Source organism: Kribbella sp. VKM Ac-2566 (assembly GCF_004366005.1).
Lineage (GTDB): Bacteria > Actinomycetota > Actinomycetes > Propionibacteriales > Kribbellaceae > Kribbella > Kribbella pratensis.
The window spans coordinates 232,839-256,516 of the sequence record NZ_SODT01000014.1 but is presented as its reverse complement, the minus strand read 5'-3'; the positions used below and the strand labels follow the sequence as shown (position 1 = coordinate 256,516).

At 69.0% G+C, this 23,678-nt stretch carries 23 protein-coding genes; 12 read left to right on the top strand and 11 right to left on the bottom strand.

Translation table 11 applies throughout. From position 1 onward, the window contains the following. Positions 1-14: 14 nt before the first annotated feature. The 3 genes from EV647_RS35110 to mmuM are packed head-to-tail and all read left to right on the top strand — an operon-like array spanning position 15 to position 2,933. Positions 15-1,100, top strand: a complete 1,086-nt coding sequence (locus EV647_RS35110) for an esterase-like activity of phytase family protein (protein ID WP_134010824.1) — start codon at positions 15-17, stop codon at positions 1,098-1,100. Positions 1,101-1,141: 41 nt separating this feature from the next. Then, positions 1,142-2,068, top strand: a complete 927-nt coding sequence (locus tag EV647_RS35105) for an FAD-dependent oxidoreductase (RefSeq protein ID WP_134010822.1) — start codon at positions 1,142-1,144, stop codon at positions 2,066-2,068. Continuing rightward, on the top strand, positions 2,061-2,933 hold the full coding sequence (gene mmuM / locus EV647_RS35100; protein ID WP_134010820.1) for a homocysteine S-methyltransferase: 873 nt from the start codon (positions 2,061-2,063) through the stop codon (positions 2,931-2,933). The genes EV647_RS35105 and mmuM overlap by 8 nt, the downstream gene beginning before the upstream one ends. A 12-nt stretch (positions 2,934-2,945) precedes the next feature. Here the strand turns inward: mmuM and EV647_RS35095 are convergent, their stop codons facing one another. Further along, the gene (locus EV647_RS35095; protein WP_134010818.1) at positions 2,946-4,313 is read right to left on the bottom strand and encodes a PLP-dependent aminotransferase family protein; all 1,368 of its coding nucleotides are present in this window, start codon (positions 4,311-4,313) and stop codon (positions 2,946-2,948) included. 147 nt (positions 4,314-4,460) lie between these two features. On the opposite strand from EV647_RS35095, the gene EV647_RS35090 reads away from it, so the two are divergent. Together EV647_RS35090 and EV647_RS35085 are read left to right on the top strand one after the other, a co-directional pair. After that, the gene (locus tag EV647_RS35090) at positions 4,461-5,063 is read left to right on the top strand and encodes a hypothetical protein (RefSeq protein ID WP_238177556.1); all 603 of its coding nucleotides are present in this window, start codon (positions 4,461-4,463) and stop codon (positions 5,061-5,063) included. An 11-nt stretch (positions 5,064-5,074) separates the two neighbouring features. Further along, a complete protein-coding gene (locus tag EV647_RS35085; protein ID WP_238177555.1) occupies positions 5,075-6,031 on the top strand; it encodes a hypothetical protein in 957 nt (318 codons plus the stop codon). Between the two features lie 25 nt (positions 6,032-6,056). Here the strand turns inward: EV647_RS35085 and EV647_RS35080 are convergent, their stop codons facing one another. From EV647_RS35080 to EV647_RS35045, 8 genes are read right to left on the bottom strand one after another with little or no spacing between them, the layout of a single operon-like run. Next, complete coding sequence (locus EV647_RS35080) at positions 6,057-6,821, bottom strand: hypothetical protein (protein ID WP_134010816.1); 765 nt, start codon at positions 6,819-6,821, stop codon at positions 6,057-6,059. Next, positions 6,814-7,185, bottom strand: coding sequence for an STAS domain-containing protein (locus EV647_RS35075; protein WP_134010814.1), 372 nt, complete (start codon positions 7,183-7,185; stop codon positions 6,814-6,816). The genes EV647_RS35080 and EV647_RS35075 overlap by 8 nt, the downstream gene beginning before the upstream one ends. Next, complete coding sequence (locus EV647_RS35070) at positions 7,178-7,579, bottom strand: STAS domain-containing protein (RefSeq protein ID WP_134010812.1); 402 nt, start codon at positions 7,577-7,579, stop codon at positions 7,178-7,180. Before EV647_RS35070 ends, EV647_RS35075 begins: the two co-directional genes overlap by 8 nt. Beyond that, positions 7,566-9,194, bottom strand: coding sequence for a SpoIIE family protein phosphatase (locus EV647_RS35065; protein WP_134010810.1), 1,629 nt, complete (start codon positions 9,192-9,194; stop codon positions 7,566-7,568). Before EV647_RS35065 ends, EV647_RS35070 begins: the two co-directional genes overlap by 14 nt. A 12-nt stretch (positions 9,195-9,206) precedes the next feature. Continuing rightward, the gene (locus EV647_RS35060) at positions 9,207-10,406 is read right to left on the bottom strand and encodes a hypothetical protein (protein WP_134010808.1); all 1,200 of its coding nucleotides are present in this window, start codon (positions 10,404-10,406) and stop codon (positions 9,207-9,209) included. After that, positions 10,403-11,569, bottom strand: a complete 1,167-nt coding sequence (locus EV647_RS35055; protein WP_134010806.1) for a hypothetical protein — start codon at positions 11,567-11,569, stop codon at positions 10,403-10,405. The genes EV647_RS35060 and EV647_RS35055 overlap by 4 nt, the downstream gene beginning before the upstream one ends. Further along, on the bottom strand, positions 11,566-12,765 hold the full coding sequence (locus EV647_RS35050) for a hypothetical protein (RefSeq protein ID WP_134010804.1): 1,200 nt from the start codon (positions 12,763-12,765) through the stop codon (positions 11,566-11,568). Before EV647_RS35050 ends, EV647_RS35055 begins: the two co-directional genes overlap by 4 nt. Further along, entirely contained in the window at positions 12,762-13,994 is a 1,233-nt protein-coding gene (locus EV647_RS35045) for a hypothetical protein (protein WP_134010802.1), read from the bottom strand. The genes EV647_RS35050 and EV647_RS35045 overlap by 4 nt, the downstream gene beginning before the upstream one ends. A 131-nt stretch (positions 13,995-14,125) precedes the next feature. Between EV647_RS35045 and EV647_RS35040 the strand changes: the two genes are divergently transcribed. The 6 genes from EV647_RS35040 to EV647_RS35015 all read left to right on the top strand — a co-directional run bounded on the left by EV647_RS35040 (position 14,126) and on the right by EV647_RS35015 (position 19,904). Then, positions 14,126-16,879, top strand: a complete 2,754-nt coding sequence (locus EV647_RS35040; protein WP_134010800.1) for an AAA family ATPase — start codon at positions 14,126-14,128, stop codon at positions 16,877-16,879. Between the two features lie 145 nt (positions 16,880-17,024). Then, complete coding sequence (locus EV647_RS35035) at positions 17,025-18,095, top strand: acyl-CoA desaturase (RefSeq protein ID WP_134010798.1); 1,071 nt, start codon at positions 17,025-17,027, stop codon at positions 18,093-18,095. After that, a complete protein-coding gene (locus EV647_RS35030) occupies positions 18,092-18,319 on the top strand; it encodes a hypothetical protein (protein ID WP_134010796.1) in 228 nt (75 codons plus the stop codon). Before EV647_RS35035 ends, EV647_RS35030 begins: the two co-directional genes overlap by 4 nt. Positions 18,320-18,451: 132 nt before the next feature. Continuing rightward, positions 18,452-18,640, top strand: a complete 189-nt coding sequence (locus EV647_RS35025; RefSeq protein WP_134010793.1) for a hypothetical protein — start codon at positions 18,452-18,454, stop codon at positions 18,638-18,640. Between the two features lie 69 nt (positions 18,641-18,709). Then, on the top strand, positions 18,710-19,174 hold the full coding sequence (locus EV647_RS35020) for a carboxymuconolactone decarboxylase family protein (protein ID WP_134010791.1): 465 nt from the start codon (positions 18,710-18,712) through the stop codon (positions 19,172-19,174). 10 nt (positions 19,175-19,184) lie between these two features. Continuing rightward, positions 19,185-19,904 carry an isocitrate lyase/phosphoenolpyruvate mutase family protein gene (locus EV647_RS35015; protein ID WP_134010789.1) on the top strand — a complete coding sequence of 240 codons (720 nt, stop codon included), beginning with the start codon at positions 19,185-19,187 and terminating at the stop codon, positions 19,902-19,904. Here EV647_RS35015 and EV647_RS35010 read toward each other — a convergent pair. Then, complete coding sequence (locus tag EV647_RS35010; RefSeq protein ID WP_134010787.1) at positions 19,878-20,882, bottom strand: sigma-70 family RNA polymerase sigma factor; 1,005 nt, start codon at positions 20,880-20,882, stop codon at positions 19,878-19,880. The genes EV647_RS35015 and EV647_RS35010 overlap by 27 nt on opposite strands. Positions 20,883-21,027: 145 nt before the next feature. On the opposite strand from EV647_RS35010, the gene EV647_RS35005 reads away from it, so the two are divergent. Next, on the top strand, positions 21,028-21,741 hold the full coding sequence (locus tag EV647_RS35005; RefSeq protein WP_134010785.1) for an SDR family NAD(P)-dependent oxidoreductase: 714 nt from the start codon (positions 21,028-21,030) through the stop codon (positions 21,739-21,741). Here EV647_RS35005 and EV647_RS35000 read toward each other — a convergent pair. Beyond that, on the bottom strand, positions 21,734-23,611 hold the full coding sequence (locus EV647_RS35000; protein WP_238177554.1) for a hypothetical protein: 1,878 nt from the start codon (positions 23,609-23,611) through the stop codon (positions 21,734-21,736). The two genes, EV647_RS35005 and EV647_RS35000, sit on opposite strands and share 8 nt — an antisense overlap. Between the last annotated feature and the right edge of the window lie 67 nt (positions 23,612-23,678).

Sequence of the window (23,678 nt, the reverse complement as noted above, 5' to 3'; positions counted from 1 at the left end):
CTAAGGAGTTCGGAATGCGTTGGCACCAGCCGCTGGCCGCAGCAGTCGTCCTGACCGCCCTCACCACGGCGCTCACCGCGTCCGCGACTTCTGTCCAGCGGGGCGGTGCGTGTTCGCCGGACGCAACGCTCCTCGGCTTCAGCGATGCGCTCGACAAGACGACGTACGGCGGACAGCCGGTGGCCGGGCTGTCGGCACTCAACGTGACCGGGCCGCACAGCGCGGTCGCGCTCGTCGACAACGTCGCGACCACGCCGGCCCGCGTGTTCGACCTGAAGGTGAACAGCGAGCCGACCTCGGTGCAGGTCGACGGGATGACGATCCTCCGGCGTCCGGACGGTACGCCGTACAACGGCGGCGACTTCGACGGCGAAGGGCTCGTTGTCGAGCGGGGCAACCAGACCATTCTGGCGACGTCGGAGCGGGAGCCGTCGATCCGGCGCTTCCGGCTGTCGGACGGCAAGCAGATCGGTCAGCTGCCGGTGCCGGCCCGCTTCCAGGTCGCGCCGGCCGGTGAGGCGACCAGCAACGCGACGTTCGAGTCGCTGGCGGTCAGCCGTGACGGTCTGTCACTGTACGCCGGGATGGAGGGCCCGCTCGCCTCGGACGGGACCGACGCCGACAACCGCACGCGGAACCGCATCATCCGGTACCTCGGCCTGCCTGGACACGAGTACCGGCCGGTCGCGCAGTACGCCTACAAGCCGGATCCGGGACTTGCGCTCGTCGAGCTCGCGTCGGCGAGCCCGACCGAACTGGTGTCGATGGAGCGGACGTACACGCCGGGCGTCGGGAACACGATCCGCGTGTTCACGGTGTCGCTGCGGCACGCTGTCGACGTGACCGCTCAGGCCTCGCTGGCGGATGCGCCCGAGTCGGTGTTTCTGCAGAAGAAGCTGCTGTTCGACCTCGTGGACTGCCCGCCGTCGGGCGCGGTCGCGAAGCAGCCGCAGCCGAACCCATTGCTGGACAACGTCGAGGCGCTCGCGCTCGGCGGATACCTGCCGGGCGGACGGCGGCAGCTGTACCTGATGTCGGACGACAACAACGGCGCCACCCAGATCACCCGCTTCTACTCGCTGGCCGTCGACCTGCACTAGCGCGCCTGGCGTGATCACCGTGTGTAGGTAAGACTGTGGGAATGCGCGTGATCGTGGTGGGTGCGGGCGTGATCGGGCTGAGCTGTGCCATCCGGCTCGCCGAGGGCGGGTACGACGTGGCGGTGTTCGCCCGCGATCTGCCGTTGGAGACGACCTCGTCCGTGGCGGCCGCGATCTGGTACCCGTATCTGTCGGCGCCGGAGGACCGGGTGGCAGGCTGGTCGCGGGCGACGTACGAAGAGTTCGCGAAGCTGGCGGAGATCGAGCCGTCGGTGCAGCTGCGGCACGGGCGCGAGTTCCTCGTGGAGCGGAAACCGGATCCGCGGTGGGCCGACGTACTCCCGGATCTCACGCGGGTCGCGTCGCCGCCGGCCGGGTTCGTGGACGGGTGGGCCTTCACGTCGCCGGTGATCGACATGCCGGCGTACCTGCCTGCGTTGGTGAAACGGCTCGAGGCCGCGGGCGGGACGCTGACGCGCGCGGCGCTGTCCGCGCTGCCGACCGGGGCCGATCTCGTGGTGAACTGCACCGGGCTGGGCGCGCGGCTGACCGCGAGCGATCCGACCGTCACGCCGGTTCGTGGACAGGTGCTGACGGTTGAACCGTGCGGACTGACCGATTGGTTGGTCGCGGACCGTTCGCCGGACGAGCTGACCTACGTGATCCCGCGGCAGAACGACGTGATCGTCGGCGGCACCAGCCAGCCCGGCGACTGGAACCTGGCTGTCGACCCCAAAACCACCGCGGAGATCATGGAGCGGGCGGCTGAGCTGGTTCCCCAACTACGCAAGGCGAAAATCATCCGTCAGCGCGTCGGGCTGCGGCCTGCGCGACCCGCGATCCGGTGCGAGCTCGTGCGTACCCGCTCCGGCGAGCCGATCATCCACTGCTACGGCCACGGCGGCTCCGGTGTCACGCTCTCCTGGGGCTGCGCGGACGAGGTCTTCGAACTGGTCCGAAGTGTCTGACCATCCGGTCATCCTGGACGGCGGCCTGTCGAACGCCCTGGAGGACCGCGGCCACGACCTGTCCGACGCACTCTGGTCCGCCCGCTTGCTGCGCGACGCTCCGTCGGAGATCGCCGCCGTACACCGCGCGTACTACGAGGCCGGCGCGATGGTCGCCACCACGGCGAGCTACCAGGCCAGCGTGGTCGGCTTCGAACGCGCCGGTGTCGAACGCGCCGAGGCCGAGCACCTGATCACAAGCAGCGTCCGCGTCGCGCTCGAGGTCCGCGACGAGTTCCCCGGACGGCTGGTGGCCGCGTCCGTCGGTCCGTACGGCGCGATGCTCGCCGACGGCTCGGAGTACCGCGGCCGGTACGGCGTGAGCTCACAAGTTCTCCGCGACTTCCACGGTCCGCGCCTCGAACTCCTCGCTAACGCGGGGCCTGACCTGCTCGCCGTCGAAACGATCCCCGACACGGACGAGGCCGAGGTCCTGGTCGAGCTACTGCACGAACTCGACTTCCCCGCGTGGTTCTCGTACTCGATCGAGGGCGACCACACCCGCGCCGGCCAACCACTCACGGAAGCCTTCGCGATCCCCGCCATCCCTCAAGTTGTTGCGGTGGGCATCAACTGCTGCCGGCCCACCGACGTCCGGGCCGCGGTGCAGACAGCAGTCGCGGTATCTGGCAAGCCCGCGATCGCCTACCCCAACCACGGCGAGTCCTGGGACGCGATCGCCCGCAAGTGGGTCGGCAACGGCGAGGGACCGGCAACCTTCGCATCCGGCTGGGTCGAGGCGGGAGCGACGTACGTCGGAGGCTGCTGTCGAGTAGGCCCGGACGACATCCGGGCGCTCGTCGGCCGGTTAGGTCCTGTCTGGTGATCCAGCGAGGACCTAGACGCCTAGGACCTGGCAGAGGAGGTCCAGGGCTCCGGGGTAGGCGTGGTCGGGTGGGGTGCCGTAGCCGACGATCACTGCCTGGCGGGTGGCTGGGGTGGGGTTGAAGTGGTACGTCGTGAGGGTCGCGAGGCCGAGGCCCTGGCGGGCGGCTCGGGTGACCATGTCTTCGGCGTCGCCAGGAACGTCGAGGAGGACGTGCAGGCCGGCTGAGATGCCGGCGACCTCGACCGTGGGTGCGCGGACCGCGAGCAGCTCCACCAGGCGGTCGCGGCGACGACGGTAGTGCAGGCGAGACCTCCGTACATGACGGTCGTAGTGGCCGGAGGCAATGAATTCCGCGAGGACGAGCTGTTCGAGGGTCGCGGTCTGGAAGTCCGCCGTCCGCTTCGCCGCGACCACCGGCTCGATCAACCGCTGCGGCAGCACCATCCATGCGAGCCGCAGCCCCGGCGCGAGACTCTTGCTCGCCGTACCCGTGTAGACGACCCGCTCCGGATCAAGCGCCTGCAACGCCCCGACCGCCTGCCGGTCGTACCGGAACTCGCCGTCGTAGTCGTCCTCGAGCAGCACCGCCCCCGACTCCCGCGCCCACTCGACGGCAGCGGTACGGCGCTCCGGTGCGAGCGGCACACCCGTCGGCATCTGGTGCGCGGGCGTGAGCAGCACGCCCTGCCCGGTCAGCCCGGCCGTCTGCGCACCCAACTCGTCGACCGGTACGGCGGCCACGTCCAGCCCGCGCGCCCGGATCACGTCCCGATGCAGCCCGTACCCGAACTCCTCGACCGCGATCGTCGTACCGCCGAGCGCCTTGATCGCCTCGCTCAGCAGACTCAGCGCCTGCACGTACCCCGAGCAGATCAGGATCCGCTCCGGATCGGCCCGCACCCCGCGCGCCCTGGCCAGGTAGTCCGCCAGCACTCGCCGCAACTCGATCCGGCCGCGCGGATCCCCCAGGCCGAACGCCTCGTTCGGCGCCGCGGTCAGCGCCTTCCGCGCGGCGGCCAGCCACTCGGTCCGCGGGAACGTCGCCACATCCGGCGATCCCGGCGTCAGGTCGTACCGAAAACTCCGGGCCTCGGGCAACGAAACGACCGGCGACGGCGGTACGGCGGCCCTGCTCGCAACCACTGTCCCGGACCCTTGCCGCGCCGTCAGCCACCCCTCGGCCACGAGCTGCCCGTAGGCATCGGCCACCGTGTTCCGCGCGATGCCGAGATCGCGAGCCAGGGACCGCGACGACGGCAACCGGGTCCCCGCCGCCAGCCGTCCGCTCCGGATCGACTCGTGCAACGCCCGCACCAGGTCTCCCCGCCCCCGGGCCGCCGTCAACTCGAGATGCAGGTCCGCGCCTCCGTCCTCCATAGAACTGGACCTTATCCCGGCCGGCGGGCGGAGGACCCGATCCTGGCCCGCGACATGAATCCAACGCTTGTATACGAGGGCCGGTGGGCCGATGTGCAACTTCCGGTCTGCCGGGTGCATCTAACAGAGTGTCCTTAGGGGGGCATCGTGAAATGTATTCCGACCATCGACATCCGCAGACCGATCCGCACCGCACTCGCGGTGCTCGCAATCGCCGCAGTACCGGCGGGAGCGGTCGCTGTACCGGCGTTCGCCGGCCCGTCCAAGGCCTCAGCCGTCACCACCGCTGCCGGCTGCGCGACCGGCTGGGGCTCGTTGCCTGATGCAAGTACGTTCCAGGGCTTGGGTCACCTGACCGACGTCCGGACCGGACAGCACGCGTGTTTCGACCGGATCGTGTTCGACATCGACGGCAAGCCGTTCTGGTTCCGGGTGGAGTACGTGAAGGACATCTTTACCGTCGGCGAGGGCAAGCTCGTTCCGGTCCGCGGTGGCGCCAAGCTCGCGATCGTCCTGCTGGCACAGTCCTACGACGAAACCAACCACTACACCTACAACCCGGCGAACTACGACGAGCTCACCGACGTGGCCGGCTACCGGACGTTCCGGCAGGTCGTCAGCGCAGGCAGCTTCGAGGGTGAGACAACGATCGGACTCGGCGTCCGCGCCCGACTCCCGTTCCGCGTCTTCACACTCACCGGTCCAGGTACGGCGAGCCGGGTCGTCGTCGACGTCGCCCACAGCTGGTGAGGGGCGACGCCATGAGAACACTTCGCACGTTCCGTCTTCGCACAGCACTCGCAGTCCTCGCGGTCGCCGCAGTACCGGCGGGAGCGGTCGCTGTCCCGGCGACCGCCTCCACGGCCGGCTCGCAAGCGCGAGCGACTTCTACCACGGCGTCCGCGTCCTGCCTGGTCTCACTGGGTTCACTGACGGCCGGCGGTGACCACCGGGCACGTCACGTCAGCGCGACCGTGCCGCCCACAGCGGGCGCCGGCGAGCTCGTGGCACACGATGTGTACCCCGACGGACTGGTCCGGCTGAGCAGCTCGATGATCGGCACCGACGACGGCTACGACGGCCTCGACGTCAGCGGCTTCGTCGTCATGGGCGATGCGCTGTACGGCAGCGGCTACAAGGCCGCGAACGGCGAGATCGTCAACGCCGGCCTCTCGCGGGTCGGTGGCGGCTGGAGCAGCTTCACCGGGTTCGAACGGGCCGAGTACCGGTCGCCGACCGGTGACTTCTGGCGGATGAACGCTTACGGACTCCGCAACGACGGCACGCTCTTCCGCTGGACCTTCGACCGCACCGGTGCCTGGCGCACCAAGACGTCGTACCCGGGATTCGCCGCGGTGAAGTCGATGGCCCTGATCAGCAAGACCCGGACCTACGACACGTTCCTCGCCAACACCCGCAGCGGAGCGCTCTACACCATCCACATCCCGACGACCTCGCCGATGAAGCCGGTCGTGAAGCTCGTCCGCGGATCGACCTGGCAAGGATTCGAAACGATGCTCGTCCAGCCGTGTGGTCAGAACGGCACGCTCCTGCTCGGCATCGACAAGGACACCAAGGCCGGCTACCTGTACGCCGTTGGTCACGCCAACGGGCCGGCCACTGTCATCCAAGGCCGCGGCAAGGTCCCGATCACCTTCGACGATCCGGTGAACTTCCGCTGGATCCCCCGCTACGACGACTGGCTCTTCGGAGAGTAGCCGCCGCCAGAAAGTTCCGAAGCGGTCAGGAAGCGGGGTGTCTGCGGTGGGTGAGGTTCTGGGCGCCGCGGATGGGGGCTTCGGCCATGTAGATCGCGGAGCGGATCGCCGACGAGTGCCACACGTTGCGCCATCTCGACCATTGGCGCCGCTTGTCCACGCAGACGACCTTTGTGTCGACGACCGCCTCCGGACAGCCGAAGTGCGCCGCGACGTTCCCGAGCGTCTCGCCCCAGAACCGGTCTTCCTGACCGTGGCCTCCCATCGTCAGCGCCAGCTCGAAGACGGGATCCGAAGCACGCATCAGAACTTGTGTCTGTACGACGGTCTCGTCGCCCTGCTGCGCCGCGCTGAACGTGATCCAGCCCGCGAACATGTGCCCCTGCGGCGTCATCAGCGTGAACGACTCCTCGTCGGCGTACAGCACCATCACACCGGTCGACAGCTTGCTGCCGCCGGGCATCCGCAGGTTGAGGAGCGCGACGTCACCAGGCTCGATGCCGGTGAGCGGTCCGTAGAAGTGATTCCCCGACGGCCAGAAATCACCGAACTGCCGACGCCAGGTGGCGATCACCTCGGCCGGTGCGATCCGCTCCCCCGGCAGCCGCACCAGGTACGTCTTCTGCCACATCTTCCCGAACCCCTGGATCGGGCTCGCGAGCTGCCGGCCGTCGACGTTGAGGTTCACGGCACCGTCCGGTACCTGTGCGACCTTCAGCCGCGAGACCATCTTGGCCCAGTTGGCCGCGTCGCGGTTCGCCGCGGTGGGCTGCTCGTCGTTGCTACTCATGGTGTTCACCCCTCCGGGCCACGCCGGCCGCGGCCAACGCGTCCTGCTCGGTGTCGTGAATGCCGATCGCCTCGTCGAGGCGGGTCAGCTCGAAGATCTGGCGGTAGTGCTCGGACAGCCCGTACGCCAGGAGCCGTTGCGAACGCCGCTTGGCGCGCACCAGCAAGGTGACCAGCAGACCGATGCCGCCGCTGTTCATGTACGAGAGCCCGGCGAAGTTGAGGACCACCGCCGTCACCTCCCCGGCGCTCTCGTACGCCTTCATCAGGACGTCCTCCGAACCCGCTGTGACATCTCCCCGGATGTCGAGAACCCCGGCGGACCCGTGCCGCCTTACGTCGAATGTCGCTGTTGCCTCAGCCATTTCCGTCCCCTCCCGCGCCCTGTGCGTCCCCGTGTATCGCCCCGTGTATCGCCCCGTGTATCGCTTGGTCCTCGTCGTCCTCGATCGCCATGAAGTCGGCCAGCCGGGTGATCTCGAAGATCTCCCGGTAGTGGTCGCTGAGCCCGTACGCCCGGATCGGGATCCGGTGGGCCCGTGCGCTCGCGAGCAGGCCGACCACGAGCGCGATACCTGTCGAGTTGATGTAGCCGCTGTTCTCGAAGCTGAGCACCACGGCATCGGGTCGCTCGCTCGTCGCGGCGGTCCAGGCTTCGTCCAGGGCCGGCTCGGCCGCGGCGTTCAGGTCACCGACCAGTTCGATGACCGCCACGCCGTCCCGCAGCCGGACGTGGGCGAGCGCTTCACGAGTCGCCATCGTCGTCTCCTTCCTCCCGCACCGGTTCCAGGTGCATGACGAGCTCGACGATGTGGCGTTCTCCGACGGTGGTCTCCCGCGCTTCGTCGACCATGTTCTTGATCAGGAACAGCCCCCACCCACGCGGCCGCTGCAGCCCCGCGAGCTTGGCCTCCAGGTCCGGTACCTCGGTCTCACCGGGGGCGGGCCGGGCGCCACCGCGGTCGGCGACCTCGACGCGGACCTGACTCGGCTCGCCGTACACGCGAACGGTCACCGGGCAGTCGGCGCGGTAGGAGTTGCCGTGCTCCATCGCGTTCATCGTGGCCTCGGCGACCGCGGTCTCGAGGCGGCGCAGCCGGGCGGCGGGGAGGCCGAGCGGAGCGACGAGGCCGGAAACCCGTTCGAGTGCCAGCCGCTCGTTGCCCTCGACGCTCGGCACATCGAACTCGGCGAGCATCTGCGGAGTGACCCGGCCGTTGGAGCGCTGAGCCGGCTCCCGTTGCAGGACGACCATCGTGATGTCGTCCTCCTGCTCGGCACCGGGTCCGGTGTGCGCGTGCAGATCGGCCAGTACGAGGTCGATCAGCTCGCCCCCACCCGGGTAGCGCGCCACCAACTCCTTGAGGCGCGGGAATCCGAACATCTGTCCCTGCGGATCGTGCGCTTCCACGATGCCGTCGGAGTGCAGCAGCAGCGAGTCGCCGGGGGCGAGCAGCGTTTCGTGCTCCTCGTAGGACATCCCGGTCATCAGCCCCAGCGGCATGCCGCGGGCGCGCAACTCGACCGAGCCTTCGGCGGTCTTGACGTACGGCAGATCGTGACCGGCGTTCGCGAACCGGAAACGGCCGGTCACCGGATCGAGAACGCCGTACAGGCAGGTGACGAACATCTTCGCCGGCATGTCCGGGCAGAGGTGCTCGTTGACCCGCTCGAGCACCTGGCCGGGCTCGATCAGTCGCTGCGCGGAGGCGCGCAGCACGCTCCGGGTGGCAGCCATCACCAGCGCGGCCGGTACGCCCTTGTCGGTGACGTCACCGATCACGAAGCCGACCTGCTCATCGGCCAGCGGGATCACGTCGTAGAAGTCACCGCCCACTTCCCGGGCCGGCTGGTAGCAGGCCGCGACCTGCCAGCCGGGCAGCTCGGGCAACTGCTTGGGCAGGAAGTTCTGCTGGATCAGCCGAGCGACCTCGAGTTCCTGCTCGAAGCGCTGGCGGGTCCGGGCCTCGGCCTGTTGCTGGCGGACCAGTTGGCCGACCCGCAGGGCAGGCGCGGCCTGCGCGGCGAGATTGTCGAGCAGCCGACGGTCGTCACTGGAGTACTCCTGCTCGGAGCGGCGCGGCCCGAGGTTCAGTACGCCGATCAGCTCGCCCTGACTCACCAGCGGTACGGCGAGCTTCACGCCCGCCGCCTTGAGCTCCGCCAAGGCCGGTGAGTCGAGTTCGAGGGTCTCTACGTCGACTGCGCCGCTCGCGCTCTGCAGGTAGGCCAGCAGCGGATCATTGGGTGCGATGTCGACCGGCGTCGCCTCGTCCCCTGCAGCAGGTTGCGGGCGCTGCTCGGGCGCGGCCTGACCGGCGTCCGCGGCGGTTCGCCTGCGGAAGCGGCGGAGAGTGCTGCTCAATACGACCATCACAAGCCCTTTCTACGGACCCGGCGTCCGGGAATCGTTACGGTCACGCAGCCACAACGTCACGTGAGCGGGTTGCATGGTGTCGTTCACCACGTTGCGCAGGTCGACGCCCAGCGCATCCAGGTCCAGTTGCTCCCGGAGCCGTACGCCGAATTCCTCGAGCGTGCGTACGGCGTCGTACCGGCGCCGGAAGAACCGCCGGTCGACCACGGCCTGGATCCGCGACCGCACCGGCCGGAACAACCCCGCCACCGCCAGGGTCGACACCGCGACAGCGGGTCCCGAGCCGTGCGTCACCGGACGCAGCACGAGCTGCAACACGAGCACACTGCCCAGATAGCCCGCGGCCAACGTGACGGTGAGGACGCCGTACACGATGGTGCGGTTGATCACCACGTCGATGTCGTACAGGCGATGGCGCAGGATACCGATGCCCGTGGCAACAGGCAGGCCGAGAACGCTGAGCATGATCGCGACGTTCGCGACCGCGGGTGTCAGCAGGTCGTAGCCGGCGGTGCCGATCGCGATCGCGGCGGCCGCGAGTGCCCCAGCCCAGACCAACCACTTGATCTGCTGGCGTTGCTCGTAACCCGCTCTGCGAAATCGCAGGATCAGCGCCAGCGGCGAGGCGACGAGGGCGCACAGCACCACCAGCGCGGACAGGCCCTCGCCTGTCGTCCGTACGACGTTGTCGATCGCGTACGGGTTCGCCAAGCCGGGATAGTCCTCGAGCGCGCCCGGCTGTGTAGCCGACGTCAGGAACGCGGCCGTGATTCCGAGCGCGGCGGACCAGGCCACGGGTCGCCAGCGACGGGACGGGAGCCGGCCGTCAGGGAAGAGCAGCGGCAGATACGCCACGGGCACGAGGACCACCGGGATCCATGACACGGTCGCGTACGAGGCCGCTGCCTCGGCGAGGGATCCGGCGGAACTCGATCCGACCTGCCGGTAGTCGGCGTACCCGCTGGCCAGTCCACCCAGGCCGTTCGCCACAGCGGAGGCGCAGAAGATCCAGCCGATCGGGTTGCGCCGGTGACGGGTCGCGATCATCACTCCGACCGTGCAGAAGACCAGCACCATCACGATGCCCAGGCTTCCCCAGCCGACGTCGAGCGTTCCGGCGGCCGCAGCCAGGCCGGCGGAGGTCGCAGTCAGAGCCACTGCCGCACCGGCCAGCAACCAGGCCATGACAGGTACGGCACGGGCACTCATCGGGGACTCCGCAGCCACAGCGACAGGTGGGCCGGCTGCATGGTGTCGCGCACCACGGCTTGCAAGTCGTGGCCCAAGGCATCGACGTCCAGTTCGTCGCGCAGCCGGACGCCGAACGCCGCCAGCGTCCGGGCCGCGTCGTACCTGCGCCGGAAGAAGCGCCGATCCACGACGGCCTGGATCCGCGACCGGACCGGCCGGAACAACGCCGCGACCGCAAGGGTCGACACAGCCACCGCCAGGCCGGATTCCTCGGTCAGCGGGCGCAGTACCAGCTGCAACAGCAAGACGATGCCGACGTACGCCGTACCCAATGAGACTGTCAGCCCGCCGTAGACCAGGGTCCGGTTGACCACGACGTCGATGTCGAACAGCCGGTGCCGCAAGATCGCGATCCCGGTTGCGACTGGGACGGTGGCGAGCGCGACCGACGGGATCAGGGCCGAGTAGGCACCGTCGTCACCGACCACGATGTCCAACCCGACCAGTGCGCAGAGACCGGTGACGAGCAGCAGGGCGGCGTACAGGAGCCACTTGATCTGCTGCCGCTCGACCGTGCGTGCGCCCCGATAACGGACCACGAGCGAAAGGACCGACAGTGCGACCGCTGTCAGCAGCGCGATCGTTCCCACCGCGGTCAACGGAGCCCACACATCGATGCCGACGTCGATCCCGAGCGGGTTGTCCCGTCCGGTGTCCTCCATCGGCCCCGGCGCAAACGCGGCTCTGACCAGCAGTACCACGAAGCCGCCGATGGCGAGCCAGGCGACCGGACGCCAGCGCCTGGACGGCAGTCGGCCGGTCGGAAAGAGCAGCAGCCCGAAGGTGGGTGGCAGCCAGACCGGCATCCAGCCCCAGGTCGAGAACCAACCGACCACGGGGACCAACCGGTCCAGTCCTAACCTGTCGAGTTGCCCGGCCACGAAGCCGGCGGCTCCCACCAGCACCGAGCTGACCCCGGCCAGGAGCAGGAACCAGCCGATCGGATGGCGGGGACGCTGCGAGACGATCAGCGCACCGACCGACACGAACGCCAGGACGAACACCAACCAACCGGCGGACGTCGGAAATCCACCGCTGGTGGTGATCTCGTTCACGACGCCGACCACCGGGACACCGACCGCGAGCAACCAGATCAGACCGATCGGAATCCACCGTTTCATCGCGAGCCTCGCAACCACAGCGTCACGTGGGTGGGCTGTACGGTCTCCCGCACCACGTCCGAAAGGTCGTTGCCCAGCGCATCGACATCCAGTTGGTCGCGCAGCCTGGAACCGAACGCCTGCAGGGTGCGCGCGGCGTCGTACTTGCGCCGGAAGAAGCGCCGGTCCACGAGCAGCTGGATCCGGCGCCGGGCCGGGCGGAACAACGCCGCCACCGCGAGTGTCGACATCGCCACGGCGAGATCCGACCCTTGGGTCAGCGGGTCCAGCGCCAGTTGCAGGAGCAGGACGCTGCCGAGGTACGCCGTACCGAGGGTCAGCGTGAGCGTGGCGTACACGAGCGTCCGGTTGATGACGATGTCGATGTCGTACAACCTGTGCCGCAGGATCGCGATGCCGATCGCGGCCGGCAGGCCGATGAGCAGGAGGGCGACCAGCGACCACCAGGCGATCACCTGCACCATGTTCAGCCAGGGTGCGACGTCATCGCCCGCGACCAGGCTGACGAGCGCGAGTACGACGAACGGGACGAGCGCCATGATGCAGATGTAGGCGAACCAGGTGACCTGCTGACGCTCTCGGCCGTGCGCTCGGCGCAGGCGCAGGAAGACGGACAACCCACCGAGTACCAGCGTGCCGGCCGCCAGCAGCTCGCCGGCGCCGGACAGCCAGGAGAGCGCCTCGCCAACGGGCCCTGCGATGCCGAGCGGATTTCGGATCGGCTGGTCCGCGGGGATCTCGAGGACGCCCGGCGCGAAGGCGGTTCCGACGATGTCGGCCGTGACAGCACCCATGCCGAGCCAGACGACAGTCCGCCACCGGCGCGACAGCAGCCGTCCGGCCGGGAACACCAGGACGAGGAACAGGGCCGGGACATAGAGCCACACGAACAGCAACCAGCTGTTGAGCCACCCCGCCCATTGCGCCCCGGGCGATGAAGACCGGCTCGCGTAGACGGTCGTGAACGTATCGAGGCCGAGGGCAACAGCAGCGGCGAGGAGCAGCCAGCCGACCGCGTTCGCGGGTTGCCGCGACGCGACCAACGCACCGACGAACGCGAAACCGATCCCCAGCGCGACCAGCGAATCCGATGCATGGCCGTTGCGAATCGCAACAAGCACCGGAGTCGCCGCGGCCAACACCACGAAGAGCCCGAACAGGCTCCACGCGAGCAGGCGGGCGGCGCGGGCGCTCATCGGCCGGACCCCCGCACCCACAACGACACGTGGGTCGGTTGCATGGCGTCGGCGATCACAGCTTGCAGGTCGTTGCCGAGCGCGTCGACATCCAGTTGGTCGCGCAGCCGCGTGCCGAACGCCTCCAGGGTGCGAGCGGCGTCGTACCGGCGCCGGAAGAACCGCCTGTCCACCACGGCCTGGATCCGCGACCGCACCGGGCGGAACAGCCCGGCCACCAGGAGTGTCGAGACCGCGACCGCGACGCCCGACCCCCGCGTCACAGGGCTCAAGACCGACTGCAGCAACAAGACGCTACCGACGTACGCCGCGGCCAGGGTCACGGACAGAGCGCCGTACACCAGCGTCCGGTTGATCACCACGTCGATGTCGTACAGGTGGTACCGCAGGATCGCCATGCCAATGGCCAGCGGGACGGTCATCAGCAAGCCCGCGTAGAAGAGCTCGTCCACCGGGATGTCACCGATCTGGAAGTTGACGGACGACAACGCGGTCGTGATCGGAATGGAGACGAACAGCATGGCCGCGATGTAGAACATCCAGGAGATCTGCAGCCGCTCCACCCCTCGTGCTCGCCGGAAGCGAAGCGCCAGTGCAGCCATCCCGAGAAGGAGCCCGAAACCGAGGGCAGGTGCGGCGACTCGCCCGACCGCCGCCATCACAGGGCTCGTTGCAGGAAACGGATTCGGGACCGTTGGGAAGTAGTGCAGTTCCCTCGGATCGAGGAGGGTCCCGGCAACGTAGGCAGCTACGTCGACCGCCACCGCCCACACGAGCCACCGCCATCTCCGCGACGGCACGTGTCCGGTCGGGAAGAGCGCGAACATCAGGATCGAAGTGCCCGCGACGGAGGGCCAGATGACGGCATCGGCCACGAGGCCTGCCCAGGCTCCGCCGGGCCCTGTGCCCGGTGCGCGAAGCAGGGAGTACGCGCCGTACTCGAGCAGGGCCTGCGAGACCGCGTTCCCCAGACCGGTTGCCAGGAGCAGCCAACCGATCGCGTTGTCCCCTTGCCTGGCGACAATCGCCGCGCCGACCGTTGGGAACCCCAGGACGCCGATATCGATGACGGCATCCAGAGAGCCGTAGGAGTCCGCCGGTCTGGTATCGCCGTTGATGACGAAGAGTACAAGCGCGACTGCGGTGAGCATGACGCACAGACCCCACAACGCCCATGCCGCCCATGCCGGCCAGGCCAACCGGGCAGCTGCACGCACTCGGTCCGTCACGTGTCCCCCTCCCCCTGCAGGCATGGAACTCCTGATCCGTCAGGTGACGACAGGTTCGCGCTCGACCGTGCAAGAATCGTTACGGTTTCGGTGCGCGGTGCCTGCGCAGCCGGCGCCGGGGGTGGGATGCGGTGATCGAGGTCAGTCTGTTGGGGCCGCCGCGGGTCGAGCGGGCGGGCACGCTCGTCGGGTTCGACACCCGCAAGGCGATGGCTCTGCTCGCCCATCTGGCGATGGCGGACCGGCCGCGGCCCCGTGACGCACTGGTCGACCTGCTGTGGCCGGACAGCGACGTCGAACGGGCCCGCGGTGCGCTGCGGCGGACCCTGTCCACGCTGCGGGCCGCGATCGGTCCTGAGCTCTTGGAGACCACCCGCGACCACGTACGCCTGGTGAAATCGGCTGGGTTGACCGTCGATGTCGACCGGTTCCGGGCCCTGCTGGCCGATGACGATCTCGCTGCGGCCGTCAACGTGTTCCGGGGCGATTTCCTCGAGGGCTTCGGTCTGCGGGACGCACCCGACTTCGAGGACTGGTCCCGGAACCAGGCCGACGAGCTGCGCCGCGAGCTGACGGCCGCGCTCGCCCGGCTGGCCGCCGACGAGGAACAGGGCGGCCACCTGCCGGCCGCCCTCGATCACGCTCGCCGCTGGGTGTCGCTCGACCCGTTGCACGAGCCGGCACACCGCGAGGTCATCCGGCTGTACGCCCGCACCGGGGATCGCGCCGCCGCAATCCTCCAGTACCGCCAGTGCCTTCGCACCCTCTCGCGCGAGCTCGGTGTCTCGCCGCTCCCAGAGACCACCGAGCTCTACGAGGCAATCAACGCCGGCGCCTTCGTCGGCCCGCCGTCCACCGCGACCTCTGCCTCGGCGCCGGAGGAGCCTGAGACAGCACGGACGCCGTTCGTCGGACGTGATCAGGATCTGCGCGCGCTGCGTGCGCTCTACGACGCGATCGATCACGACGGTCGGCTGGTCGTCGTCGAGGGCGAGGCCGGCGTCGGCAAGACCCGCTTGGTCGAGGAAGTGCTCCTCGACCTGCGCAAGAACGGTGCGGCCGTCCTGGCCGGGCGCGCGTACGAGGACGAGGCGACGCTGGCCTACGCGCCGCTGCTCGACGCACTGCGCGCCCGCCTGCACGAGGACAGCCGATGGATCGCCGACGTACCGGCTCAGGCACTCGCCGAGGCGTCGCGGTTGTTGCCCCAGCTCACCGAGACCCGATCGAGGGTCGACGCACAGAGTCCGGGCGCCGAAACCAGGTTCCTGGCCGGTGCGTGGGACACCCTCGCGGGCGCTGTCGCGGGGACGGTCCCGGGCGTGATCCACATCGACAACGCGCAATGGCTCGACGAGGCGTCCCTGGTGCTGCTGAGGTACGGCGTACGGCGTCTCGCCGGCCGCCGGCTGCTCATCGTGCTCACCTGGCGAACCCCCGCGGACCGTCCGCCCGGCAGCCTCATCGCGGCGGCCGCACGGGGCGTTGCCTCCGTACGACGGCTCGATCGCCTGGGGGTCGACGCGATCGAAGAACTGCTTGCTGCCGCACATCCTGAGCTGGACCGTGAGTTGTCACGCCGTTTGTACGCCGAAACCGAAGGCGTGCCGTTGTTGGTGGTCGAGTATCTCGACGCTCTGAAGACCGGTTCGGACGAGAACTGGCCGGTCCCGTCCGGCGTCAACGACCTGCTGCGCGCGAGGATCGACACTGTCGGCGAAACCGGCCGGCAGGTTCTGACCGCCGCCGCGGTGCTAGGACGATCGTTCGACGTCGACACCGTCCGTACCGTCAGCGGGCGCTCCGACGAGGAGACCGTCGCCGCGCTGGAGGAGCTGGTACGTCGTGGGCTGATCCACGAGGGCCCGCTCGAGTACGACTTCGTCCACGACCAGCTCCGCAGACTGGTCTCCGCCGACACCGGTCTCGCGCGGCGCCGGCTGCTCCATGCCCGAGCGGCGCGCGCCGTACGCGGTCCTGACGCGGCCATCGCCCGGCACCTCGAGCTCGCCGGCCAGGACCAGGAGGCCGCCCGCGTCTACGCCGGCGCCGCCGAGCAGGCCAGGCAGGTCTATGCCAACGCCGAAGCTCTCGAACACTTCCACGCCGCGCTGGCGCTCGGACACGAGCAGCCGTCGGCGCTGCACGCTTCGATCGGCGACCTCGAGACACTCGCCGGGGATTACACGGCCGCGATGCGTAGCTACGAACTGGCGGCCGCAGAGGCAGCTCCGAGTGACCTGCCGGGGATCGAACATCGGCTCGGACGTCTGTGTCACCGGCGCGGCGAGTGGGCCCTCGCCGAGGCACACTTCCGTGCGGCCTTGGACGTCCTGCCACCCGACCAGCCTGCCGCGTTCGCCGGTGTCACGGCCGATCTCAGCCTGACCCGCCAGGAAGCAGGCGATGCGGCAGGAGCGACAGACCTCGCCGAGCAGGCCCTCGCGTATGCCAGGGAGTCGGGTGACCAGCGAGCTCTCGGCCAGGCCCACAACATGCTCGGCATGCTCGCGACCACTTCCGGCCGGTTCGACGAGGCTTTCCGGCATCTGGAGGCCGGCCGTGACCTCGCCGAGCAGATCGGGGATCTGCCCGGTCGCGTCGCGGCCCTGAACAACCTCGCCCTCGCTCACCGCGCCCGCGGCGACCTCGAACCCGCACTCGAACTCGCCACCACCGGGCTCGCCCTGTGTACCGAGCAAGGCGACCGGCACCGGGAGGCCGCGCTGCACAACAACCTCGCCGACCTGCACCACGCCCTGGGCCACCCCGACGAGTCGATGCGCCACCTGAAGTCAGCCGTGACGATCTTCGCCGAGGTAGGCGCCTCACACGACACGGACCAAGACCCCCACCCAGAACTCTGGAAACTCGTCCGCTGGTGACGGCACCGGAATTTCTGTCCGCCGTGGATCGTTGAACCTTTCAGACCAGAGTTTCTCGTCTTCGTGACCGGCGCCCGGACCCGCGCAGGAATGCCGCCGTGGAACACCATCGGCCCGACCCGGCCCGCACGATGCGAGGATTCCTATGGCTTCGGCCGCTACCCTCCTGAACCGCCCCGAACGATCCAAAGGCAGCGACTTCGCGCCGCTGCTCCGCGAGATCAAGACGTCCGGCCTGCTGGAACGGCGTACCGGCCGGTATCTGGTCTCGATCGCTGTGAACCTGCTCTGCCTGGCCGCTGTCGTCGCAGGGCTGATCCTGCTCGGCAACTCGTGGCTGGTGCTGCTGCTCGCCGTACCCGCCGCGCTCTTCACCACACGCGCGGCGTTCTTCGGCCATGACGCGGGACATCAGCAGATCGGGCGCTCGCGCCGTCTCCATGACGCCGTCGGCCGGCTGCACGCCAACCTGCTGCTCGGGATGAGCTACGGCTGGTGGAACGACAAGCACAACCGCCACCACGCGAACCCGAACCACACGGACAAGGATCCCGACGTCGGCGCCGGCGTACTCGTCTGGACGCTCGACCAAGCCGAAGGCCGCACCGGCCTGTACGGCTGGCTGAGCCGTAACCAGGCCCGGATCTTCTTCCCGCTGCTGACCCTTGAAGGCATCGCACTGAAGGTCTCCAGCATCACCTACCTGCTCGGCCGCCGGCCGCGTCGCACCGCCGCGATCGAGCTCGGCCTGATCGCCGCCCACCTGACCGTGTACTTCGGCGGGTTGCTGCTGGTCGTGTCGCCGCAGAAGGCGATCGTCTTCGCCGTGCTCCACCACGCCCTCTTCGGACTGCATCTCGGCAGCGTGTTCGCCCCGAACCACAAGGGCATGGAGATGCCGGACAGCGGGACCAACTGGGGGCATCTGGAGAAGCAGGTGCGTACGTCGCGGAACGTCAACGGCAACCCGGTCACCGACTGGCTGATGGGCGGCCTGAACTACCAGATCGAGCATCATCTGTTCCCGAACATGCCGCGGGCCAACCTGCGGCACGCACAGGGCGCCGTCCGTGCCTACTGTCAACGCGTCGGGGTTCCGTACCTGTCCACCGGCGTCATCGACTCGTACGCGCAAGGCCTGCGCCACATGCACTCCGTCGGCGAGCAGCTTCGCCAGGCGGCAGCTCTGCCGACCTCGGCGGTGCAAACCTCATGACCGAACCCGTCGACCACGACGCCTACCGGCTGGACCGCCTGCAGCTGCCCGCTCACGTCCACGTCCGGATCCGCGGCGACTGGCGATCGGGATGGCTCATCGGCTGCGACCGCCAGCTGTCCGGCTGGCACGGCCTCGTCCAGTACCAGGACGACGACGAGAACCAGCCCGAGACCACCAGATGGCTACGCGCAGAAGAGATCACCGCCGACGGTGGCACGTAAACACCACCGCGTGAATGCTGGGTCTTGGCTAGCGCTTTCCGGACCAGACAGGAGTAGTGTCGAGGTAGTTCCGGAATCGTTGACATCCGCTTGAGGTGCCGGCCGCACCGGCCCTCTCCCCCAGGGGATGTCATGTCTGTATTCCGTCGTACCCCGACCACACCCGAGCCCGTGGCGACAAAGCCCGCGCCGACGCCGACCGACGACCTGGCACCGATGGGGTCGGCCGTGGACGAGCTCCTCAAACCGATCCAGAAGCGAGCGCCGGGGAACCCGATGAGCCGCTCCTGGCGTCGTCTGGTGCGTCGCCCCAAGGCCTGACGATTGGCCCCCCGATCTCTGCGAGGATTGGACCATGCCGCTGGGCCGGTTCACGCCTAGGTTGAAGGCATGAGCACAACTACGACGCGGCGGGTCAAGCTCGCCAATCTGGTGCCGGACTTCTACCAGGCGATGATCGAGCTGGACCGGGTGTCGGACCACGGCCTCGACCCGAAGCTGGCGCATCTGGTGCGGATCCGGGCCTCGCAGATCAACGGGTGCGCGTACTGCACCGACATGCACTCGCTCGACCTGCTGCAGTTCGGCGAGGACCAGCAGCAGCGGATCACCCTGCTCCCGGTGTGGCGCGAGGCGTCGAAGTTCTATACCGAGCAGGAGAAGGCCGCGCTGCAGCTGACCGAGGCAATCACGCTGATCAGCGTCGACCACGTCCCGGACGACGTCTACGAGGTCGCCGCGCAGGCGTTCGACGAGAAGGACCTGGCGCAGCTGATCGCGCTGATCATCACCATCAACATGTGGACCCGCGTCGGGGTCACCGGTCGGATGGAGCCCGGCCACTACAAGCCGTGAGGTCGCAGCGATGACAGCCGAACTGTTCAGAGCACTTCACCACGGCGGCACTCCCCTGGTTCTCCCGAACGCGTGGGACCCGGTGAGCGCACGTCTGGTTGCCGAGGCCGGCTTCTCCGCGGTGGCCACCAGCAGCGGCGCGGTCGCGCGCGTGCTCGGGTACGACGACGGGCAGCTGACCCCGCCGGAGAAGATGTTCGCCGCGGTGGCGCGGATCGCCCGCGCCGTCGACGTACCGGTGACGGCCGACATGGAGGCCGGGTACGGTCTGCCGCCGAAGGAGTTCGCGGAGCGGTTGCTGGAGACCGGCGCGGTCGGCTGCAACCTCGAGGACTCGGTCGACGGCGCGTTGGTCGACATCGCCCGGCAGGCGGACTATCTGGCCGAGGTACGGGCCGCCGCGGGGGCCGAGCTGGTGATCAACGCGCGCGTCGACACCTTCATTCGCCCGGTGGACGACCCGGTCGACGAGGCGGTACGGCGGGGACGCGAGTACCGCCGCGCCGGGGCGGACTGTGTGTATCCGATCCTCGCGCCGCTCGACCAGCTGGCCCAGGTGGCCGAGGCTGTGGGCGGGCCGATCAACGGGCATGCGAAAACCGGTGGACCGACGCCGGCCGAGCTCGCGGCGGCCGGTGCGACCCGGATCTCGTACGGGACGAGCGTGCACGAGTACGTGATGACCCAGCTCCGGGAGCTGCTCCTAACTCTCGGCGAGAGTCCGCGGTAGACCGAAGTACGGCGCGACCGAGGTCTCGAAGTGGGTGATCTCGTCGATCCGGTCCCCGGCGATGCCGATCACCAGCACCCCGATCAGGTGCAGGCCGCCGGTGACCGGGTCACGCAGATACTCGCCCCAGGCCGGTTGGCGGTTCGCGCCGACCGGGACCATGGCGGCGATCTGCCGCCGGTGGCCGGCCAGCGCGGTGAAGAACCGGTGCGCGGCCTCGGTGCCCTGGTACTCGAACGGCAGCGGCGGCATCCGCACCCACGCGTCACTGGTCATCAGCGCGACCAGCGCATCGACGTCCTGCGCCGTGAACGCCTCGACGAACCGGTCGGTCAACGCCCGCTCGTCCGTGCCGCCGTGCACGCCGTGCACAGGCGATCGGTCGGTCGCCTTCGCGTCCATCGTCGCCCGGGCGCGAGCAAGCGCGCTGTTCACCGCGGCCTCGGTGAGACCGAGCAGTTCCGCCGTCTCACTCGCCCGATAGCCCAGTACGTCGCGCAGCAGCAGTACGGCGCGCTGATTCGGAGGGAGCAGCTGTACCGCGGTGATGAAAGCAAGCGAGATCGCCTCACGGGACTCGTACCGCGCCTCAGGTCCCGGTAACTGATCCGGAAGGCCCTCCAGCAGGACATCCGGATACGGCTGCAGCCACAGCACCTCCCCTGACCGTGACGGTTCGGGCGCCGGAACCGGAAGCGGGACCGCCGGCACCGGTCGGCGCGACGTCGACCGCAGTGCGTTCAGGCACCGGCTGGTCGCGATGCGGTAGAGCCAGGTGCGGACCGAGGACCGCTCCTCGAAGCCGCTCAGCCCGATCCATGCCGAGAGCAACGTTTCCTGCAGCGCGTCCTCCGCGTCCTGCAGCGACCCGAGCATTCGGTAGCAGTGCACCTGCAACTCACCGCGATGCGGCTCGACCAGCGCCGCGAACGCTTCGCGGTCACCTTCGCGCGCCCGGTGGAGCAGCTCGTCAGGCATTCGTCACCTCCGTCGTCATTCTCCTCGCACTGGTTCTGACACCGCGGCTCCCCCGAACTGATCGATTCCCCAACGACCAGTTCGCGTCTTCACCGCCGTCTATCTCCTGTGCAAGCACCGTGAGAACTGAACGGAGAAGATCACCATGCCGAACCCCATCGCGGACCGCAGCGTCCTGATCACCGGAACCAACCGCGGCATCGGGCGTGCTCTGGTCGAGGAAGCCCTGCGCCGAGGCGTCGAGCACGTGTACGCCGGTACGCGGGTCCCCCTCACCCACGCCGACCCACGAGTGACGTACCTGAGCCTGGACGTGACCGACGAGGCCCAGATCGAGGCAGCGGCGAAGACCGTCAACTCCCTCGACGTCCTGATCAACAACGCGGGCATCGCGGCGTACGACGACCTCGGAGACCGTGCACTGCTCGAACAGCATCTGGCCGTCAACCTCTTCGGGCCACATGCCGTCACCACAGCGTTCCTGCCTCACCTCGTCGCGGCGCGGGGAGCGATCGTCAACGTGCTGTCCGTGGCGGCGATCGCATCCGTCCCGATCATCCCGGCGTACTCGATCTCCAAGGCGGCCGCGTTCTCGCTCACCCAGTCGCAGCGTGCGCTGCTCGCCCCGCGGGGCGTGCGGGTCCACGCCGTCCTCACCGGCCCGACCGACACCGAGATGTCGCGCGACCTCGACGTGCCGAAGGCAGCACCGGCGTCGGTCGCGCGGGCGATCTTCGACGGCGTCGCAGCCGGCGAGGAGGAGATCTTCCCGGATCCCCAGTCCGCGGCACTGGCTCCGAGCTGGGAAGGCGGTTCGGTCAAGGTGCTCGAACGTCAGAACGCCGCGCTGCTCAGCTGACCTGTCGTAGCGCGTAGACGAGGGCCCAGTCCTGGTCGTTGGCGAGCGGGTCGGCGACGTGGGCGGGCTGCCCGTTGACGCAGCTCGGGTACACGAACGCGCAGGTCGCCGATCCGTCCGGGGCGAAGCTGACCAGGTTCGCGCGGAGGATCGCGTCCTCCGCGCGATCCAGCCACGCGGCCTGCTCGGGTGTCACGAGTTCCCGCGGCCAAGCGGCGTACACGACCGCGCTCAACGCGGACCAGTAATGCGGGAAGACATCGCCCCACAGGCGCAGCCGGCCGAACCAGTAGCCGTCCCAGTGCCGGACCGCCACGTGCCGCAGCCGTACGTCGGGCTGGTCGGCGGCGAACGCGGTCAGCCACGGGAGGCGGCGGGTCAGCTCGGCGCCGTCGATCTGGTCCGGTGCGATTCGGTATGCCGAAACGAGCAGCTCGAGGAGCGGGGCGACCATCGACTGCTCGTAGTTGACCTCGTGCGGCGGCAGCTCGTCGCCGTACCCGATGAAGGTCTTCGCGTGCCGGACGAGGTGCTCGTGCAGGCCGAGTTCGCTGAGCAGCGGCCCGAGGTCGAAGGCGAGGAAGTGGTCGCCGCCGAGTTCGTAGTACCGGTTGAGGATGCGGGTCGCGGCGGCGCGATCGCCCTGGCCGAGCAGGAAGCGGGCGAACCACGGGAAGTTGTAGAGACGTACGGCGTTCTGGTGGACGCTGTCGTCCTGGATCGTGCCTTGCTCGTCGAGCAGATGCTCGCGGACGAACTGCTCGTAGCCGGCCAGTGCCTCGTCCAGCTCGGCGCGGTCGCCCCAGCCGCGGTCGCGGACCTCCTGCAGGAGAAGGGCCATGCCGACGCGTTCGCGGGCGTCGGACCAGTCGCGCCAGGCGCTGGACAGGACGGTGAGCCCGCTCTCGTTGTCGTACGGCACAAACGCGTACTTGCGGCTGTCGGGAAGCTCCGGTCGTCGCTGACGGTCGAGGACGAAGCGGACGCGGCGCTCGGCGATCGTTCGCAGCGGCTCGTGGAAAAGGACCGCGATCCGGGACCTGCCGTCGGGCGCTTCGACGTACCTGAGGCCGGGCTCGGCGCTGGTGATCTCGCGCCCGTCGTCGAGCTCGATCGTCTCGTTGACCTCGGCGGCGAGGCGGTCTGCGTCGATGAGCGGTGCGCGGTCCGCGTGGAAGGCGGGCAGGTCGTCGTACCAGGCCAGCTGCCAGGTCCAGCGGTACGACGCTCCCGGTGCGAGCGTGATCGCCGGCTGGCCGCCCATCGCGCCGGGTACCCGTGCGTGGTCGGTGACGTGGAGGTAGATGTGGCCGCGGATGTTGCTGCTCGTGCCGGGCTCGCGGGACTCGACCGAGTACGCCCAGAGCTCGCCCTCCTTGAGCTGCAGCCCGAGTCCGGGTCCACTGCCGTCCATCGGGACCGCCCAGACCCATGCGTCCGCGCCACCGGTCCAGACGTGCGCATGCACCGCGCCGGTGAGACTCTCCCGGCTCGACGTGTAGACATCGCGGTACGGCGTACTGATCGCGAGGGACCCGATCTCGATGGTGGCTTCGCTCGTGTTGCGCAGCTCGTACGTCTCGGTCCACTGCTCCCCGAAGCGGCGCCCGACGCGGAGCTCGAGGTCGCCGACCCGGTACATCAGGTCGATGCCGCTGCTCCGCCACCGGGTGAACCCCGGGGCATCGAACCGGTACGCACCGCGGTCGGTGATCACGAAGCCCTTGCCCCAGGCATGCAGGCTGTCGTGCACTGCATCATCGGCGCCCGAGTCGAGCAGCACGCACCGCCCGTCCGGGTGCAGCACCTGCGCGACCGCCCCGTCGTCGGCGAGCCGGACCGTTCCGCGACCGAAGTCAAAACTTTCCACGATTCGCCAACCTATCGATGTCGAGAACCCCGCGGCAGCTCCGTCCCCCTGATGAGAACCAGCCTCC

Coding starts and splice junctions, on each gene's coding strand:
- EV647_RS35110 (WP_134010824.1), top strand. CDS start 15: ATGCGTTGGCACCAGCCGCTGGCCGCAGCAGTCGTCCTGACCGCCCTC.
- EV647_RS35105 (WP_134010822.1), top strand. CDS start 1,142: ATGCGCGTGATCGTGGTGGGTGCGGGCGTGATCGGGCTGAGCTGTGCC.
- EV647_RS35095 (WP_134010818.1), bottom strand. CDS start 4,313: ATGGAGGACGGAGGCGCGGACCTGCATCTCGAGTTGACGGCGGCCCGG.
- EV647_RS35085 (WP_238177555.1), top strand. CDS start 5,075: ATGAGAACACTTCGCACGTTCCGTCTTCGCACAGCACTCGCAGTCCTC.
- EV647_RS35080 (WP_134010816.1), bottom strand. CDS start 6,821: ATGAGTAGCAACGACGAGCAGCCCACCGCGGCGAACCGCGACGCGGCC.
- EV647_RS35075 (WP_134010814.1), bottom strand. CDS start 7,185: ATGGCTGAGGCAACAGCGACATTCGACGTAAGGCGGCACGGGTCCGCC.
- EV647_RS35070 (WP_134010812.1), bottom strand. CDS start 7,579: ATGGCGACTCGTGAAGCGCTCGCCCACGTCCGGCTGCGGGACGGCGTG.
- EV647_RS35065 (WP_134010810.1), bottom strand. CDS start 9,194: ATGGTCGTATTGAGCAGCACTCTCCGCCGCTTCCGCAGGCGAACCGCC.
- EV647_RS35060 (WP_134010808.1), bottom strand. CDS start 10,406: ATGAGTGCCCGTGCCGTACCTGTCATGGCCTGGTTGCTGGCCGGTGCG.
- EV647_RS35055 (WP_134010806.1), bottom strand. CDS start 11,569: ATGAAACGGTGGATTCCGATCGGTCTGATCTGGTTGCTCGCGGTCGGT.
- EV647_RS35050 (WP_134010804.1), bottom strand. CDS start 12,765: ATGAGCGCCCGCGCCGCCCGCCTGCTCGCGTGGAGCCTGTTCGGGCTC.
- EV647_RS35035 (WP_134010798.1), top strand. CDS start 17,025: ATGGCTTCGGCCGCTACCCTCCTGAACCGCCCCGAACGATCCAAAGGC.
- EV647_RS35030 (WP_134010796.1), top strand. CDS start 18,092: ATGACCGAACCCGTCGACCACGACGCCTACCGGCTGGACCGCCTGCAG.
- EV647_RS35025 (WP_134010793.1), top strand. CDS start 18,452: ATGTCTGTATTCCGTCGTACCCCGACCACACCCGAGCCCGTGGCGACA.
- EV647_RS35020 (WP_134010791.1), top strand. CDS start 18,710: ATGAGCACAACTACGACGCGGCGGGTCAAGCTCGCCAATCTGGTGCCG.
- EV647_RS35015 (WP_134010789.1), top strand. CDS start 19,185: ATGACAGCCGAACTGTTCAGAGCACTTCACCACGGCGGCACTCCCCTG.
- EV647_RS35010 (WP_134010787.1), bottom strand. CDS start 20,882: ATGCCTGACGAGCTGCTCCACCGGGCGCGCGAAGGTGACCGCGAAGCG.
- EV647_RS35005 (WP_134010785.1), top strand. CDS start 21,028: ATGCCGAACCCCATCGCGGACCGCAGCGTCCTGATCACCGGAACCAAC.